This window comes from Variovorax sp. PBL-H6, from assembly GCF_901827155.1.
Taxonomy (GTDB): Bacteria; Pseudomonadota; Gammaproteobacteria; order Burkholderiales; family Burkholderiaceae_C; genus Variovorax.
Genome location: NZ_LR594659.1, coordinates 5,891,559 through 5,907,992 on the forward strand (window position 1 = coordinate 5,891,559; position 16,434 = coordinate 5,907,992).

Below are 16,434 nucleotides of genomic sequence, written 5' to 3' on the forward strand. Positions count from 1 at the left end.
TAATCGGCAAATTGGCTAGTCGGCCTTGAGGCCGCTGGTCTTCACGAACTGCGTCCAGCGTTGCAGTTCGCTGCGCATCAGCGTGGTGAACTGATCCGGCGAGTTCGGCGCAGCCGCTTCCATGCCGAGTTCGGACAGCTTGTCGCGGATCTGGGGCAGCTGCATGATGCGTGTGAGTTCCTGGTTCCACTTGGCGATGATGTCACGCGGCGTGCCCGCCGGTGCAACGATACCCTCCCATTCCTTCATGTCGAACCCTGCGATGCCGCTCTCGGCCATGGTCGGCACCGACGGCAGCGCGGGAAGGCGGGCGGGGCTGGTCACGGCAACTGCGCGCAGCTTGCCGGCGTTGACCAGCGGCACGGCCACCGAGGTGGTTGCGAACATGGCCGAGACGTAGCCGCCGAGAAGCGCCTGCACCGCTTCCGATGGCCCCTTGAAAGGCACATGCAGCATGTCGACCTTGGCGAGCTGCCTGAAGGACTCGCCGATCAGGTGGGCCGGCGAGCCGTTGCCGCCGGAGCCGTAGGTGAGCTTGCCCGGCTGGGTGCGCGCAAGTTCCACCAGTTCGTTCGCGCTGCGAGCCGGCACCGAGGGTGGCACCACCAGCACGTTGTAGAGCCAGACGAGGTTGGCGATGGGCACGAAGTCTGCGCTGGTGTCGTAGGGCACCTTGCCGAACAGCGCCGGCAGCACCGTGTGCGTGAGGAACATGACGCCCACCGTGTAGCCGTCGGGCGCTGCCTTGGCGACGGCGTCCATGCCGATCATCCCCGTCGCGCCAGGGCGGTTGTCGACGATGACGGGCTGCTTCCATGCGTCCTGCAGGCGCTCGGCGACCAGCCGCGCAAGCACATCGGGCGGGCTGCCGGGCGGCAGCGGCACGACGATCTTGATGGGCCTGGCGGGATAGCCCTGCGCCCAGGCGGGCAGGGTTGCTGCGGCGAAGGGCGCTGCACCCAGCGCGCCGAGGATCCGTCTGCGTTGAATCATGATGTTCATGCCGCCGATGAAACGGGCGGTGCAAAGATGACGTCGTACTCGCGCGCCGCGGCCACCACTTCGGCCGGGCTCGACATGTTGTGGATGCGGCGGTAGAGCGCCTGCAGCTTGCCGGCGGGCGTGGCCCAGAAGAGGGCGGTGACGGGTTCGCCGGTGTTGTTGAAGAAGGCATGCGGGATGCCGCGGGGCATGCGCACCAGGTCGCCGGCGCCGGCCGAGGTCTTCTTGCCTCCCAGCATGAGGTCGATGCGGCCATCGAGCACGAAGATGTACTCGTCCTGGTAGGGGTGCACGTGGGGTGGCACGAAGGTCTCGACCGGGAAGGTCGCATGCCAGGAGAAGCTGTCGTCGGTGGACTGCTTGGGCACGTACACCTGGCCGAGGATGTTCCACGACACACCGTCGATGCCGGTCTGCGCGCGCGTGATGTCGGGGGTTTCAATGGTCATGGGACGTTCCTTCCTGGCGGGTGAGGCGATCGAGCGTGGATTTCACAAGGGGGTTGGTCGATGCGAAGCGCGGCTTGAAGCTCTTGCGCGCCTCGCTCAGGTCTTCTTCGTCCCAGTAGCCGATGAGGATGCCGCCCTCGGAAATGCGGGGCTGGATTTCCATCGTCTCGATGGCACCGTCGGGAATGGTCACGCGCTGGCGCGGCTGGCGTGCCCAGCGAAACAGGGCCTCGTGCAGGCGCTGGCGGACGCCCTCGTGTTCGGGTGCGGCGCCGAGGTCGACGAATTCGTTCGGGTCGGACGCGAGGTCGAACAGCATCGGACGGTAGCCTTCGGCCAGCACGTATTTCCAGCGGCCGTCGGAGATCATCCGCAGCCAGGCATCGCGCGACGGCGTGCCCAGGGCAATGCGCGAGTCCTGGAAGGCGTAGTCGTACTCGCAGACGACGTGCTCGCGCCAGTCGTGCGGACGCTGGCCGAACAGCAGCGGGCGCAGCGAGCGGCCGTCCATGATGTGGGGCACCGGGGCGCCGCCGCAGGCGTCCAGGAAGGTCGGCGCCAGGTCGACCGCCTCGACCAATGCCTCGCAGCGCGTGCCTCGCGTGGCGTCGGCGCGCGCGTCGGGGTCGTACACGATCAGCGGTGCGCGAATGATCGGCTCGTGGAACAGGTCTTTCTCACCCATCCAGTGGTCGCCGAGGTAGTCGCCATGGTCCGAGGTGAAGACGATCATCGTCGTCTCCATCAGCCCGCGCTCCTCCAGGAAGCCGAAGAGCTTGCCGAGCTGGTCGTCGATCTGCTTGATCAGGCCCATGTAGCCCGGCATGACGGCGTCGCGCACACCTTCGCGCGAGAAAGTCCTGGACACGCGGTGCTTCATCATCGCGTCGTACACCGGGTGCGGATCGTGGCGCTCGGCCTCCGAGCGAACCACCGGCAACGCATCCTCGGCCGTGTACATGCTGGCGTAGGGCTCGGGAACGATGTAGGGCCAGTGCGGCTTGATGTACGACAGGTGCAGGCACCAGGGCTGGTCGCCGGACTCGGCAATGAAGTCCATTGCGCGGCGCGTGATGTAGGGCGTCTCGGAGTGTTCGTCGGGCACGCGTGCCGGCCGGTTGGAGTACTTCAGGAACCAGCCGGAACGGAGCTGGCCGTCGTCGTCGACGGTGGAGTTGGCCCATTGCTCCCACGGGTTGTCGCCGTCGAAGCCCTGCCTGCGCAAGTAGTCGTTGTAGCTGGGGTCCGGGTCATGGCCGGAGTAAGGGTGGATGCCGTCGTCGCGCTCGTAGGGATCGAAGCCGCATTCGGCGATGCGCACCCCGATGGTGGAGGCCGGGTCGATGCCGAGGCGCGACATGCCTGCCAGGTCGGCGCGCATGTGGGTCTTGCCGACCAGCACCGAGCGCACGCCCAGCGGGCGCAGGTGGTCGCCGATCGTCATCTCGCCCGCCTTGAGCGGCACGAAGTTCCAGCTGGCGCCGTGCGAGTGAACGTAGCGGCCGGTGTAGTAGCTCATGCGCGACGGCCCGCACACTGGCGACTGCACGTAGGCGCGGTCGAAGATCACGCCGCGCGCGGCCAGCGCATCGAGGTTCGGCGTCTTCAGCCTGGGGTGGCCAAAGCACGACAGGTGGTCCGCGCGAAGCTGGTCGCACATGATGAAGAGGATGTTCTTCACGCGTCGGGTCATGCCGGCTCCTGTCGTGGTTGGGTATGCGCCGAATGCTAGTGGCCGCATCGGCGGCTGTCGCGTCACACGTTCTCATGCCGATTACCATGGGTTATCGCAATCCCTCGGGCTCACCATGCGGCTCCAGCATCTTCATCTGCTGCTGACACTTGCCAGGACGGGCAGCCTGCGTGCCTCGGCGCAGGCACTCAACGTGTCCCAGCCGGCGCTGACGAAGGCCTTGCGCCAGCTCGAAGACGAGTTCGGCACGTCACTCGTGATACGCACACCGAAGGGAGTCCGGCTGGCCCCGGCCGGCGAGCTGATCGCGGCACGCGCGGCCACCGTCGTGCGTGAAATCGATCGAGCGCGCGAAGAGGTCGCGTGGCATCTGCGGCATGCCGAGGCGCGGGTGACCATCGGCGTGTCGCCCGTCGCCGCGATCCTGCTGGCGCCGGGCGCGGTGGAGCGCTTCGGCGCGAGATGGCCCCAGGTGAGCCTGCGCATGCGCGATGCGCTCTATCCGCGCGCGCTGGAGCAGGTGCGCGCCGGCGAGCTCGACATGGCACTGGGGCCCTTACCCACCGAGGGGGTCGGCCGCGACCTGGTCGTTCAGCCGCTCTTCGACAGTGCATCGGTGCTCGTCGCACGCCGCAGCCATCCGCTCGCGCGTGCCAGGAAACTTGCCGAGCTGCTCGACACGGGCTGGGTGCTCACGGGGCCGCCCGGCGGGCCTGGCGACCCGCGCAACATCCCGTTCGACACGACGAGCAACCGCACGCCGCAAGTTCGCCTCGAATGCGAGTCCTTTGCCACGCTGCTCGCGCTCATGCCGAGGCTGGACGTGATCGGAATCATGCCCAAGGGCTTCTTCGATCGTTATGGTCCCGGAATGGACCTCGTCAAGTTGCCGATTGCCGACGTGCTGCCCAACACCACGATCCACGTGCTGCACCGCGCCGACGCGCCGCTCACGCTGCCTGCGCAGCGGCTGCTTGAAGCGTTCCTCGCCGAAGCCCACGCGCTGCGGACAACGCTACAGGCTTGACCCGTCCTTCCGGCCGATGATCACCACCGTGACACCCTTGATCGAGACGCTGACCGAAGTCAACACCGTCGACCTGCTGGAGTCGACTGGCCTGCTGTGTCTGCGTGACACGCCTTTGCGTCGTTTGTTCCGGCCTGCGGCCCGTCGCTTTGCGCGAACTGCGCACGAGTTCGACGCCCGCGTCGGCGAACATGGCCTGGCGCAAGGCAGTGCCTGGCTGATGAGCCGGATGACCGCCGGCATCATCACCTCGGGCCTGGAACACGTTCCGCGGAAAGGGCCTGTGATCATCCTGGCCAACCATCCCGGAATGACGGACACGGTCGCGCTCTTCACCAGTCTTGCGTCGCGTCCCGACCTTCGGGTGATCGCATCGGATCGGCCGTTCCTTCGCGCCCTGCCCCATGTTGCGCGGCAACTGATCTTTCTGCCCGATGAGGAACGCGGGCACATGGCAGTCGTTCGAGCTGCCGGCAGGCATTTGCAGGAAGGCGGTGCCCTGCTGACCTTCCCGGCCGGAGAGATCGAGCCGGACCCCGCCACCTTTGGCCTGGAGCGGGCAGCCGCGTCATTGCAGAACTGGTCGATCAGCTACGCCTTGTTCGCCAGGCTGGTTCCTGAAGCGCGGTTTGTGCCGGCGCTGGTGAGCCACGTCATTTCGCCGGATGCACAGCGGCATCCGCTGACGCGGTTGTACCGGACAGCGCGCAACAAGGAGAGGATCGCTGCAACGCTGCAGGTGATGCTGCCGCGCTACCGCGACCTGGTCGCGAGGGTCACGTTCGGGAACGCGTCGAGGTTGGGCGTGTGCGGGGCGCAGGCGCTTGGCGCATCCATTGCTGCGCAGATGCGTCAGCTTCTCTTTGCGGACGGACCGGCGCAGCACACCGGCGGATCGCTGGATCCGCTCATGCCGAGTCGAAACTGACTGCGCATGGAGCGTGACGCGCGTCGATACATTCGCTCAACGATCACCGTTGAAAGTCGCTGATGCTGCCGGACATACTGTCGGGCGTCTCTACGGCAATGCCAAGGGCGACCATGTCGTCGTCCGCATCGGCAATGCCCTCGGATCGCTCCGGCTCGTGGAGGAGCCGCCCTACGCGATGCCGATGGAATCGACGAACTCGATTCTGTGGACCGGCCCGCGCTGCGGCGGCCAGGCGGTCATCCCTGCCGGCGGCGCGCTCAAAGCAAGAGGGGCCTCCTCGCCAAGCGCGAGCGATCGAAGGGCCGTACCTAGCGTAAACACCGATGCTGCGACATGGCTCAAGCCGCACACTTACCAACCGGCGGGTCGGTTTGTTTGTAGCGAATCTGGATCTAGCGGCAACACAAGGAGACCTATGTTGAAGACCACGGACGAGATGTTGCGCGAATGGGTCGTGAAGGATCGATTGCACGACTTGGAGATGGCCTACTGCCGCGGGGTGGACCGGCGCGACGCAGCACTGCTGCATTCCATCTTCTTCGAGGACGCAATCGAGGAACACGGGGATATGTACAGCGGTCGCGCGACAGAGTTCGCCGAATGGGTGTTCCGCGACTTCCTGCCGAAGTACGAACTCACTGCTCACTATGTGCTCAACGAGTGGTACCGCGTCGACGGCGAAAAGGCCGAGGGTGAGACGCACCGCCTTTCCTACCATCGCACACGGGCCGCGGACGGGCCGGCCACAGAGGCCATAGCCGCCTGCCGCACCTTCAATCGGTATGAGTGTCGCGAAGGCTTGTGGAAGATCTCCCACCGCAGCGTGGTCCGCGACTGGGTGACCGAGCGCCCTGTTGACGACTCGCTCTACCACGGGCACTTCGGCATGGCGCTGAGCCAGCCGAACGATCAGGACGCGTCGTATCGGCTTCTTTCTCTTTTTCCGCGCGGCGATCGGCTCTAGGCAAGAAAGGAGCGATGTGATGAAGATCGGAATCATCGGCACCGGCAACATGGGGCGCATTCTGGGTTGCGGATGGGCTGTCCACGGGCACGAAGTCTTCTTCGGCGCGCGCAATCCGCAGACTGCCATCGAGGCCGCCGACCTGGCGCAAAAGAATGGCGCTGCGGGCGCGCGGGCAGGCAGCAATCGCGAAGCAGCCCTCTTTGGCGACGTGATTTTCTACAGCGTTCGCGACGTGGAGCCCAGTCACGTGATCGGTGACATTTCCGCATTGGACGGAAAGGTCGTGATCGATCCGAATAACTGGCCAATCCCTGAAGGGAAATTCGACTTCGCACCAGTTGCGCAGTCGCTCGCAGAAAAGCTCCAAGCATGGCTTCCTCGAAGCCGCGTGGTGAAGTGCTTCAACACGATGGCACAGGAGTTGTTCGAAATGCCGGTCGCCGAACTGCGCGCGCAGAAGGTCTCGGCGTTCATCGCCTCTGACTTCGCTGACGCGCGCGAGGCCGTCGTCGGCCTGGCGCGCGATCTGGGCCTCGCGCCGGTGGACATGGGGCCACTGCGAAACGCGCGGATTGTCGAACCACTGGGCGATGTCATCCGCTATCTCATCCTCGGTGCTGGCCTTGGTCCCTACACCACGTTGAAGGTCGATGTGCTGGAACCGGCGGAGGCCGGCCGATTTGGCGGGCGCCACGCTTCCGCTTGGTGGGCCCGAAACGCCGCGACGAGCCGATGAGACGCTCGCTCTCCGAGAACCATGAAACACGAGCCGTTTGGCTGCCCACGAGAACGAACTGGAGATTCACGATGATCCCACGCATTCCCCTGCTTCACACGCTCACGGCAGCAGCCTTCAGCTTGGCCGCGGCAACCGCGGCGGCGCAGGTGTACCCAACAAAGCCGATCCACATCGTTGTCCCTTTTAGTGCCGGCGGCGGCCTGGATGCCGCGGCCCGCGTGCTGGGGCAGGGGCTCGGCAAGCGTCTTGGTCAGCCGGTTGTCGTGGAAAACAAGCCCGGTGGCAATGGCCTTATCGCCACGCAATACGCCACCAGTGCCAAACCGGACGGCTACACCCTCTACTTGTGCGTGACCACGCCGTGGTCGATGCTGCCGGCGCTCTACAAGCGACCACTGGGCTATGACGCCAACAAGGACTACACGGCGATCTCCCTGCTGGCCGAATTCCAGACCGTGATCTTCGTAAACCCGAAGACCGGAATCACGTCGATGAAGGGCTACATCGAACGCGCCAAGGCCAACCCGGGCAAGCTTTCGTATGCCTCGACAGGCTCTGCGCAGCCCTACACGCTCGCGACCGAGTTGTTGAAGTCGAAGGTGAACATCGACGTCTTGCAGGTGCCGTTCCCGGGCGCCGCGCCGGCGACGCAATCGGTGGTCGCCGGCGATGTGGATTCGGCCATGTTCGATGTCGGAGGATCGGCGCCGTTTATCAAGGCCGGTCGGCTGACGCCGCTGGCTGTTCTCGGGAAGAGCCGCGTGCCTTCGTTGCCGGAGGTCCCCACGCTCACCGAGGCGGGGGTCACGGGTGTGGAGATTCCGATGATCTGGATGGGCGTGGTCGGCCCCGGCGGTTTACCGCAGGCGATCGTTCGCAAGCTCAACGAAGAGATCAACACCGTCCTGCGCGGCGAAGAAATGACGGCACTGCTCGCAGCGCAATCGCTGACGCCGTTGGCGGCCTCGCCCGAGCAAATGGACGCACAGATCAAGGGCGACATCAAATCCTGGGGCGCCGTGATCAAGCAACTGGGTCTTCAACTCGACTGAACTGAGGAGACGAAATGAACAAGCCATCCTTGCAACATGACGTCGTCGTAGTGGGCGCGGGCATGGCCGGCCACTGTGCGGCCCTTGAGGCAGCGCGACTTGGCGCTTCGGTGATCCTGCTAGAGAAAATGCCTGCCTACGGCGGCAGTACCGCGATGTGCGGCGGTGCATTTGCCTTCGCCGGCACCCGTGTGCAGAAAGAGCAGGGCATCGCCGATACGCCCGAACTGCTCGAGCAGGATTTGCTCACCTGTGGGCATCATGCCAATGACCCGCAGGTGGTGCATGCCTATGCCGAGCACCAGTACGACGCCTACCGCTGGCTCGAAGCATTGGGCTTGGACTTCGACAATGTCACGTTGAACGGTGGCCAGTCCATGCCGCGCCTGCATAGCCTTGATCCAAAGCACATGCTGCACGTGTTGCACCAGGCGCTGCTGGATGCGGGCGGCAAGTTCCGCGCAAATGCGGGCGCACGCCGGCTGCTCACCAGCGGAGACGGCGCCGAGCGCAGGGTCATCGGTGTCGAACTGGCGAGTGGCGAACAGGTGATGGCGCAGCACGGCGTGATCATCGCGACCGGCGGCTTCTCTCGTTCGCGTGAGCTCGTTGCCCGCTTCGCCCCGCACCTGGCCGATGCCAAACCCATGGGAGGCGAGGGCAACACGGGGGATGGATTGCGCATGGCATGGGCATTGGGCGCGGACCTGGTGGATATGGGCTTTACCAAGGGCACCTTTGGTGCGCCCGCTACGACGCCGCTCCCGGGGAAGGAAAAGCTGGCGCCGTACCTCGTGCATACCATGTACAAGGGCGGCATCGTCGTGAACACGAACGGAGCTCGCTTCGTCAATGAATCCCTGTCGTACAAGGTGATCGGCGAGGAATGCCTGAAGCAGCCCGGCCGCGTTGGCGTACAGGTTTTCGACCAGCGCATCATGGACCAGTCCGCCCCTTTCCCGACAGTGGACGACTACAACTCGGCACTCGAAGCCGGACTGATCAAGCGCGCGGACTCGCTGGACGAACTCGCCGGACTGCTCAGCCTTCCGCCCCAGGCACTGGCGGCCACGGTGGCACGGTACAACGCCGCGGCCGAAGGCCGCGGGGGTGACGAGATGGGCCGCGACTGCCTCACGGCAGGTTATGGCACCGTACCGACACTCTCGGCCGCGCCGTTCTACGGCATTGCTTGCACGACCGGCCTCAACTCGACCTATTGTGGCCTGCGTACCGACGCTGGCGCCCGGGTCTTGGACGTGTTCGGCCAGCCGCTTCTCGGCCTCTACGCCACGGGCGAAGTCATGGGAGGGCTGCATGGCGCCTCGTATCTGAGCGGCTCGTCGCTTGCGAAGGGGTGCATCTTCGGGCGCCTTGCCGCGCAGGACGCCTGCCGTCGCATAGGCGCAGCAGTGGCTGTCAACGCCTGAGCCGCATCTCTTCACATTGGAACAACTCTATGCCTGAAATCCTGGAAGCCTCCGCATCGCGCTACGACGCGATCCGGCACGTGGACGAGCTTATTCATGCCATTGATGCACAGAATTGCACTCCAGGCTGGACGCCGCGCAAACAGCCGCTGATGTGGCGCCACCCACTTTCTAAATTTGTCCCCGTGCATTGGCGCTTTTCCGAGATCCGGCCAGCGTTGCTCGCAGCCGGCCGCGTGATCGGCACCGATCAGGCCGAGCGGCGCAACTTCGTGCTGCGCAACCCGATCGAGGGAAATGACTTCGCCACCACACGCACACTGGTCGGGGCCTACCAGTCGATCCTGCCGGGAGAACGGGCGCGCTCGCACCGCCATTCATCACACGCGCTGCGCGTGATCATCGAATCGCGCGGCTCGTACTCCGTGGTCAATGGCAAGCGACACCCGATGGAAACCGGAGACATCGTCCTCACGCCCGGCAATCATTGGCACGGCCATGGACACGACGGTGATTCGCAGGCATTCTGGTTTGACTGCCTGGACTTGCCTCTCGTGCATCTGCTGGAGCCCATGAAAGCGGAGGACCACCCCGAGCACTGGGAGCAGAACGCCGAGCGCGTCGACCACTCGCCCATGCGCATCGAATGGGCTGACATCGAGAGCCGGCTGGCGGCGACTGATACCGGCGGCAGCGATGCCTCCTTCTTCGGGAAGACGGTGGACGTCACCTCTGCTCTGATGCCCACCATCACGATCAAGGTTCACCACTGGGCCGAGGGCTGGCAGGGGCTTGCCTACCGGCGCAATGCCAATGCAATCTACGTCGTGCTCAGGGGTAGTGGTAGCAGCGCCGTTGGTGAAGAGCACTTCAACTGGTCCTTTGGCGACGTCTTCGTTGAACCGTTGGGAGTGCGCGTCGCTCATTCGGCGAGCGAAGACGCCGTGCTCGTGGCTCTTACCGATGAGGGCCTGATGAAGTTCTGCGGCTATGACGCACTGGAGGCCTGCGAATGACTCGACCTGTCCTCATTGTCGGCGGCGGGCTCGGTGGCGTGGCTACTGCCCTGGGCCTGGGCCAGCGGGGCCGCAGCGTGCGGCTTCTTGAACAGTCTGCCGAGATCGCGCCCATCGGCTATGGCGTCCAGATCGGCCCCAACGTACTTCCAGTGCTCCAGCGCCTGGGAGTGGGCGACGAAGTGCGCCGCGCCTCCTACTTGCCGGACGACCTTCTCTTGCTGGACGCCTGCACGGGCGAAAAGCTGGTGCGCGTGCCATTGAAGGGCGAGGCCTTCGAGAGCCGATACCCGGCACCCTACATTGCCATCCACCGAGTGGATCTGCACGAGATCCTGCTGAAGGCAGTACGGCAACTGCCCAGCGTGGACTTGAACCAGGCGACCACCGTGAGCAGCTATACGCAGACTCCGGATGCCGTGCAGATCCAGACCGAACGGGGTGAAACCATCGAGGGCTGCGCGCTCGTGGCGGCGGACGGCCTGCGCTCACGCCTGCGCGCGCAGATGCATCCCGAAGATGCATCGCGCGACACCGGGTACGTCGCTCACCGCACCATCGTGCCCATGAGTGAAGCCCCGACAAGCCTGCAAAAACGCTCGGGCGTCACGATGTGGACGGGCGACGGCTTTCACGTCATCTACTACCCGCTGCGTGAGCGCACCGAGATGAACATCGTCGCTGTCTTCCGCGTACCGCCAGATCTGGAACCTACCGACAACGGCGGCTACAGGAACTACATCAATGCCATCGCGGCCAATGCCCAGCCGGAGGTTCGCGACGTGATTTCCGTGGTCAATCTGGAGCGCCGCTGGGCTATTGCCGATCGCAACCCTATGCGACGCTGGTCCGATGGCCGAGTGACGCTGCTGGGTGACTCGGCGCACGCCACGTTGCAGTCGCTTGCGCAGGGCGCGGGCATGGCCCTGGAAGACGCATCGGAACTCACCGCCCTCTTGGGAAAGCATCCCGAAGATCCAGAGCGTGCATTCGCAGCTTTCGAACGCCTGCGCTTCGTGCGCACCGCGCGCGTGCAACTCGAGTCGCGCGCCCTCTGGCACACCTATCACTGCGGTGGCACCGACGCGGAAGTACGAACTCAGCAACTACAGGAGCGCACCACGGAAGACCTGTACCGCTGCTTCGACTGGCTCTGGAACCCTGCGGCCGCCCGGAGCGCTGCTCCGGGTCCGCGGCAATCAAGAACCTACGAGGGGCGCGCCCAATGAAATTCTGCCGATTTGACAATGACCGCCTGGGCCTGATCGAAGGCGATGAGGTGTTCGACATTACGCCCGCGCTCGATGCGTTGCCGACGATGCGGTGGCCGGTGCCGCTGGGCGACCCGCTAATCGCTCACCTTCCTGCATTGATGGATGCTGCACGCCGCGCGCGGCGCGGTGCGCACGCTTGCAAGCTCTCCCAAGTTCACCTGCATAGTCCGATCACGACCCCGAGCAAGGTAATGGCAGCGCCCGCAAACTACCGACTGCACGTCGAGCAGGACACGAAGGACGCCGGTGTCGATCAGGGTGTGCATCGCAAGGCGCTGGAAGGCGTGGAGCGGCCTGCCGAGAAGTACGGACTTTTCCTCAAGGCCACCTCCGCCATCGCAGGCCCTTCGGAGGGCGTGAAAATCATCTTGCCGGATCGCCGAACTGACCACGAGGTCGAACTTGGCGTGGTCATAGGGAAGGCGGGACACGGGATCTCGCGAGCCGAGGCCATGTCACACGTCGCTGGCTATTGCGTGGGGCTGGACATGACGGTTCGCGGAGCCGAGGACCGCAGTTTCCGGAAATCCCCCGACACGTACACCGTGCTCGGCCCATGTTTCGTCACCGCGGATGAAATTGCCGATCCGCACGCACTCACGATTTCGCTCTGGGTGAACGGAGAGCGGCGCCAGCATAGTTCGACGGGTGCGATGACGATCGATATTCCTGACCTGATCGAACTCGCGTCGCACGTCTACACATTGCACCCGGGGGATGTGATCCTGACGGGTACCCCCGAGGGTGTCGGTCCGGTGGTGGCAGGGGACCAGATACGCGCTGCATGTGATGGCATTGGTGAGATGACACTACGTGTCTCCAACCACTTGTAATACACGACCCATGGCCAAACCGCTCGTTCCCGCACGCCCGCGTCGTACGCAAGCCGAGCGCACCATGTCAACACAGCGCAAGCTGATCGACGGTGCGATCGACCTGTTGAAGAAGAAGCGCTACGCAAGCTTTCGGACAGCAGACGTAGCCGAGCAGGCAGGCGTGTCGAAAGGAGCCCAGACCCACCACTTTCCTTCGAAGGACATGCTGGTTCTGCAAGCGCTGGAGGAGGTCTATCGACGAACCCAGCAGCGCGCGCTCGAACGCATCGCGGTCGGTCGTTCCGCCCCCGGCACCTTGCTTGAGCAACTCGTCTCGGATAGTCGCGAGTTTTTTCTGGGCGACGACTTCCTTCTCTCGCTCGACTTGATGATGGTGGATCCGAGTTCCACGCTGGGGAGCGATGTCAAGCGACTGGCGCAGCTTTACCGCCTGCCGGTAGAGCAAGCGTGGCTGGACGCCCTGGTGGCGGCAGGTCATCCTGAACGTCAGGCCAAGGACGTCGTTCGGCTGACCTTCGCGATAGCGCGCGGGTTTGGCGTCCGACAACTCATCGCAGGACAGGACGAAGAGTTCCAGCACCTGATGGATTCGTGGATGCGCATGGCCGAGGCAATGCTTCTACTTTCATCAGGGCCTCGCGCTTCGGACACCCAGTCCCGTCGCCCTCTCGGTGCCCCGAAGCGAACGGCCCGCAAGAACAACGCTGCTTGAGCACTGCGACATCCACGCCAATGGAGACCTCATGACCGCTTCCCTTACCCAATTTCAAGGCCGCCGAGCAGCCCTCTTGCAAGTACTTGCTGCGGGCGTGGCCGCCACGGTCAACCTGCCGGTGTGGGCCCAGCCACATTCTTCGCGACCCATCAAGGTGGTCGTGGGAAGTCCGCCGGGAGCGCTCGGAGACGTGATCGCCAGGCTCATGGCTCAAAAGCTTGGCGATGCCTTGGGCCAGCCCAGCATCGTCGACAACCGCGCAGGGGCCAGCGGTGGCATTGCGGCCGACTACGTCGCAAAGTCACAAGGCGACGGCCACACCCTTCTTGTGGCACCGGACGCAGTGATGGTCGTGAATCCCTTCGTGTTTCCGAAGTTGCCTTATGACCCGACCAAGAACTTCCGCTCCGTCGCGCTGCTGGGCAAGGCCACTCTGGTGCTGCTGGTCAGCCCTGCGATGAACGCAAAATCGCTGACCGAATTTGTCCAGATGGCGAAGGCCAAGCCGAAAGCGATCAACTTCGGCAGTGGGGGCCCTGGGCATCCCTCTCACATGGCCATGGAGTTGGTCGCCAGCCGCCTCGGTCTGCAGTTGACGCACGTTCCGTACAAGGGAACATCCCTGGCGCTTCAAGGCCTCATGGGTGGAGACGTGAACGCTGTCATCGTGAGCATGGCGGAGGCTATGCCGCAGGTAAAAGCAGGCAACGTTGTCGCCTTGGCAACCAGCGGACCCGCGGCCAAGGAAGTGTTCCCCAATCTTCCAGAGTTCAAGGAGTCACATCCCGATCTCGACATCTCCGTTTGGTTCGGGATGTTCGCCCCTGCATCGACGTCCGCCGACGTCGTGCTAAGGCTGAACACCGAGATCAACAAGGCGCTGGGCCAGGCAGACGTGTCGAAGCGCTTGGCGGAGTTCGGCCTGACGGTCACGCCTGGGTTGCCATCCGTGTTGGATGAACTGATGGCCGTGGACCGAGCGCGCTTTGGTCCGCTGGTGAAGGCGCTGGGAATCACAGCGAACTGATTGCTTCACATCGACTGATGCTCGACCGAACTCACGTAGTTCGTATGCAGTTCTGCAAGCTCGGCGAGTTGCTCTTGAGTCAGCGACAGGGCTTCGCGCCGGGCTCGGACGGCCGCGCCAAAGGCAACTTGGGTCTTCTCTTTCGTTGGCGGTTTCGAGCGCGGCTTCATCGTCATTGCCGCGCGAATTAGCAGCTCCTAGACTCGCTGCTCCGCACTAACAGGTGAACAGCATGTCAAAGCTCCGATTGAGGATCTCCGTGTCTCTGGACGGGTTCGTCGCCGGCCCGAACCAGAGCTTGCAGCAGCCACTGGGCACCGGCGGCGAGCAACTGCACGAATGGGTATTCCCGCTGGAGGCTTGGCGGCGCCCCCATGGGATGGAGGGTGGCGTGGTCAACGAGAGCACGCCGGTCATGGAAGAGGAACTCGCGAACCTGGGCGCGACCATCATGGGCCGCAACATGTTCGGTGGCGGTCCGGGCCCGTGGAGCAAGACGGATCCCTGGGAGGGCTGGTGGGGCCGGAATCCGCCGTTTCGTCACCCCGTGTTCGTGCTGACGCATCACGCGCGCGACCCGTTGATCCTGGAGGGCGGCACGAGCTTCACCTTCGTGACCGACGGGATCGAAAGTGCATTGGATCAGGCCCGGCGCGCGGCAGGTGGAAAAGACGTCTCGCTGGCAGGCGGGGCGCGCGCTGCGCAGCAATACCTGAAAGCCGGCCTGGTCGACGAGATGCAGCTTCACCTGGTTCCGAAGCTGCTTGGCAGTGGGGAGCGCCTGTTCGACGGCGTCGAAGCCCTGCACGCGCTCGCGATGATGAAAGCGGTCACGGCTCCGAACGTGGTTCACCTGAAGTTCGCGAGGAACGCCATGTAGGCCTGCGCCGATTGCGCGCGGCGCGGCGGCCGGCAATCATTCGTGCGATATCGAAGACCGATCCGAGGACTGATGTATGAACCTGTTGAGCGTCGACCTCTACCAGAGTGCTACCAATCCAGAAAAATTCCTGGCCATTCCGGCTGGGGTGGACCCGGCCGAGCTGACGGGCCCGATGGTGTTCGACAAGGATTACGCGGACATCGTCCGCTATCAAGAGGCATTCCAGTTCGACCCTTCCGAACCGTATGCCGGGGTCAACGCTGCGAAGATCGCCGCAGACATCTTGACTTTCAAGTGGGCGATGTATCGGCGCACGTAGATCCGCGCAATTCGCCGCGAGAAGTCAGGCGTGTACTACAGAAGGACGAGGCAAAGTAGTTCGGTTCGTGCCTTTGAGGAAGTCGACATATCGCGTGCTGCCAGATGGCAGTGGCACGGGGGTGCAGCAGCACCCGCGGCGACACTTTGAAGGAGAAACTGATGAACAAGGATCAAGTCCAAGGCGGCCTCGAGAAAGCCAAGGGAAGCGTGAAGGAAGCGGCAGGCAAGGCAGTGGGCAATGAAAGGTTGCAGAGCGAAGGCGCCGCTGACAAGGCGGGCGGGGCTGTCCAGAAGAAGGTTGGGGACGTGAAGGAAGCGGCCAAGACCATCACGAAAAAGCCCTGAGCGGGCAGGGCGTCGGCAGGCGGGGAGGCGTTCGGGGCGCGTCCCCGGCTACTTGCGCGCGAACAACGGCTGCTCGTAATGCGCGACGCGCGTCGCCCGTCCGGCGATGCACAGCTCCCGGAACTGGTACAGGAAGGCTGCAGTAGGCGCGGCGATCCAGGTGTCGCCAACAGGCATCCGCAGCACCGGGTGCACGCTGTCGTCGATGGCGTCGAGCAGGGGCGCATCGGCGCGCATGAATTCGGCGATCGGGATGCGGTGGATGCTTGCGACCTCGGCTTCGCTCGGCACCAGATCGCGCGCGGCGCCGGCCCAGACGACGATCGGCGTGATGGCGAAACCGGAGCGCGTCACGAAGTCGTCGAGGCGGCCGAGGACCGTGGCCGCGCCGAGTTGCAGCCCGACTTCTTCATGCAACTCGCGCAATGCCGCCTGCTCCGGTGTTTCATCGCCGTCGATGCTTCCGCCGGGCAGTGCCCACTGGCTGGCATGGTTGCGCATGTGCGAGGGGCGTCGGGTGAGGAGCAAAGCCGCCTGGCCGCTCCACGCGGCTGGCGCGAGGATGCCGGGCAGCGCGGCGCCGAAGCCTTCCTCGACGATCGCCAATGCGACGGCGGCGCGCCGCGAGCCGGGCGCGGAAAGCGCCTGCAGCTCGAACTGGCGAAGGCGTTGGGCGATCGAGGCACGCAGGGTTTCGTCGAGCTGCATCGAGAAATTATCTGCGCGC

The 16,434-nt window shown here is 64.4% G+C and carries 19 protein-coding genes; 14 read left to right on the top strand and 5 right to left on the bottom strand.

Annotated features, from left to right (window positions below; all coding sequences use genetic code 11):
- Window positions 1-15: 15 nt before the first annotated feature.
- Genes G3W89_RS27735 through G3W89_RS27745 form a run of 3 tightly spaced genes read right to left on the bottom strand, consistent with a single transcriptional unit; the run spans window position 16 to window position 3,144 of the window.
- On the bottom strand, window positions 16-993 hold the full coding sequence (locus G3W89_RS27735) for a Bug family tripartite tricarboxylate transporter substrate binding protein (RefSeq protein WP_162577158.1): 978 nt from the start codon (window positions 991-993) through the stop codon (window positions 16-18).
- Between the two features lie 5 nt (window positions 994-998).
- Window positions 999-1,451, bottom strand: coding sequence for a cupin domain-containing protein (locus G3W89_RS27740; RefSeq protein ID WP_162577159.1), 453 nt, complete (start codon window positions 1,449-1,451; stop codon window positions 999-1,001).
- On the bottom strand, window positions 1,441-3,144 hold the full coding sequence (locus G3W89_RS27745; RefSeq protein WP_162577160.1) for an alkaline phosphatase family protein: 1,704 nt from the start codon (window positions 3,142-3,144) through the stop codon (window positions 1,441-1,443). The genes G3W89_RS27740 and G3W89_RS27745 overlap by 11 nt, the downstream gene beginning before the upstream one ends.
- A gap of 115 nt (window positions 3,145-3,259) precedes the next feature.
- Between G3W89_RS27745 and G3W89_RS27750 the strand changes: the two genes are divergently transcribed.
- From G3W89_RS27750 to G3W89_RS27800, 11 genes are all read left to right on the top strand, one after another.
- Window positions 3,260-4,171, top strand: coding sequence for a LysR family transcriptional regulator (locus G3W89_RS27750; protein ID WP_162577161.1), 912 nt, complete (start codon window positions 3,260-3,262; stop codon window positions 4,169-4,171).
- Between the two features lie 16 nt (window positions 4,172-4,187).
- A complete protein-coding gene (locus tag G3W89_RS27755) occupies window positions 4,188-5,099 on the top strand; it encodes a 1-acyl-sn-glycerol-3-phosphate acyltransferase (RefSeq protein WP_162577162.1) in 912 nt (303 codons plus the stop codon).
- A 49-nt stretch (window positions 5,100-5,148) separates the two neighbouring features.
- Entirely contained in the window at window positions 5,149-6,066 is a 918-nt protein-coding gene (locus G3W89_RS33115; RefSeq protein WP_197893588.1) for a nuclear transport factor 2 family protein, read from the top strand.
- A gap of 19 nt (window positions 6,067-6,085) precedes the next feature.
- Complete coding sequence (locus G3W89_RS27765; RefSeq protein ID WP_162577163.1) at window positions 6,086-6,805, top strand: NADPH-dependent F420 reductase; 720 nt, start codon at window positions 6,086-6,088, stop codon at window positions 6,803-6,805.
- 122 nt (window positions 6,806-6,927) lie between these two features.
- Complete coding sequence (locus G3W89_RS27770; protein ID WP_162577164.1) at window positions 6,928-7,860, top strand: Bug family tripartite tricarboxylate transporter substrate binding protein; 933 nt, start codon at window positions 6,928-6,930, stop codon at window positions 7,858-7,860.
- A 50-nt stretch (window positions 7,861-7,910) separates the two neighbouring features.
- The gene (locus G3W89_RS27775) at window positions 7,911-9,290 is read left to right on the top strand and encodes an FAD-dependent oxidoreductase (RefSeq protein ID WP_162577165.1); all 1,380 of its coding nucleotides are present in this window, start codon (window positions 7,911-7,913) and stop codon (window positions 9,288-9,290) included.
- Window positions 9,291-9,319: 29 nt separating this feature from the next.
- Window positions 9,320-10,306, top strand: coding sequence for a cupin domain-containing protein (locus G3W89_RS27780; protein ID WP_162577166.1), 987 nt, complete (start codon window positions 9,320-9,322; stop codon window positions 10,304-10,306).
- Window positions 10,303-11,535 carry an FAD-dependent monooxygenase gene (locus G3W89_RS27785; protein ID WP_162577167.1) on the top strand — a complete coding sequence of 411 codons (1,233 nt, stop codon included), beginning with the start codon at window positions 10,303-10,305 and terminating at the stop codon, window positions 11,533-11,535. Before G3W89_RS27780 ends, G3W89_RS27785 begins: the two co-directional genes overlap by 4 nt.
- Window positions 11,532-12,413 (top strand): fumarylacetoacetate hydrolase family protein, encoded by an 882-nt coding sequence (locus tag G3W89_RS27790; RefSeq protein WP_162577168.1) that lies wholly within the window; start codon window positions 11,532-11,534, stop codon window positions 12,411-12,413. Before G3W89_RS27785 ends, G3W89_RS27790 begins: the two co-directional genes overlap by 4 nt.
- A gap of 10 nt (window positions 12,414-12,423) precedes the next feature.
- On the top strand, window positions 12,424-13,128 hold the full coding sequence (locus G3W89_RS27795) for a TetR/AcrR family transcriptional regulator (RefSeq protein WP_162577169.1): 705 nt from the start codon (window positions 12,424-12,426) through the stop codon (window positions 13,126-13,128).
- Window positions 13,129-13,321: 193 nt separating this feature from the next.
- On the top strand, window positions 13,322-14,158 hold the full coding sequence (locus G3W89_RS27800) for a Bug family tripartite tricarboxylate transporter substrate binding protein (protein ID WP_162577170.1): 837 nt from the start codon (window positions 13,322-13,324) through the stop codon (window positions 14,156-14,158).
- Window positions 14,159-14,163: 5 nt separating this feature from the next.
- Here G3W89_RS27800 and G3W89_RS27805 read toward each other — a convergent pair whose 3' ends face one another.
- Complete coding sequence (locus tag G3W89_RS27805; RefSeq protein WP_232076779.1) at window positions 14,164-14,334, bottom strand: helix-turn-helix domain-containing protein; 171 nt, start codon at window positions 14,332-14,334, stop codon at window positions 14,164-14,166.
- 56 nt (window positions 14,335-14,390) lie between these two features.
- Here G3W89_RS27805 and G3W89_RS27810 point away from each other — a divergent pair, with 56 nt between their 5' ends.
- The 3 genes from G3W89_RS27810 to G3W89_RS27820 all read left to right on the top strand — a co-directional run bounded on the left by G3W89_RS27810 (window position 14,391) and on the right by G3W89_RS27820 (window position 15,707).
- Complete coding sequence (locus tag G3W89_RS27810; RefSeq protein ID WP_162577171.1) at window positions 14,391-15,038, top strand: dihydrofolate reductase family protein; 648 nt, start codon at window positions 14,391-14,393, stop codon at window positions 15,036-15,038.
- Between the two features lie 76 nt (window positions 15,039-15,114).
- On the top strand, window positions 15,115-15,360 hold the full coding sequence (locus tag G3W89_RS27815; protein ID WP_162577172.1) for a hypothetical protein: 246 nt from the start codon (window positions 15,115-15,117) through the stop codon (window positions 15,358-15,360).
- 161 nt (window positions 15,361-15,521) lie between these two features.
- Window positions 15,522-15,707 (top strand): CsbD family protein, encoded by a 186-nt coding sequence (locus tag G3W89_RS27820; RefSeq protein WP_162577173.1) that lies wholly within the window; start codon window positions 15,522-15,524, stop codon window positions 15,705-15,707.
- A gap of 48 nt (window positions 15,708-15,755) precedes the next feature.
- On the opposite strand, the gene G3W89_RS27825 is transcribed toward G3W89_RS27820, so the two are convergent.
- On the bottom strand, window positions 15,756-16,415 hold the full coding sequence (locus tag G3W89_RS27825) for an NUDIX hydrolase (protein ID WP_162577174.1): 660 nt from the start codon (window positions 16,413-16,415) through the stop codon (window positions 15,756-15,758).
- Window positions 16,416-16,434 lie beyond the last annotated feature (19 nt).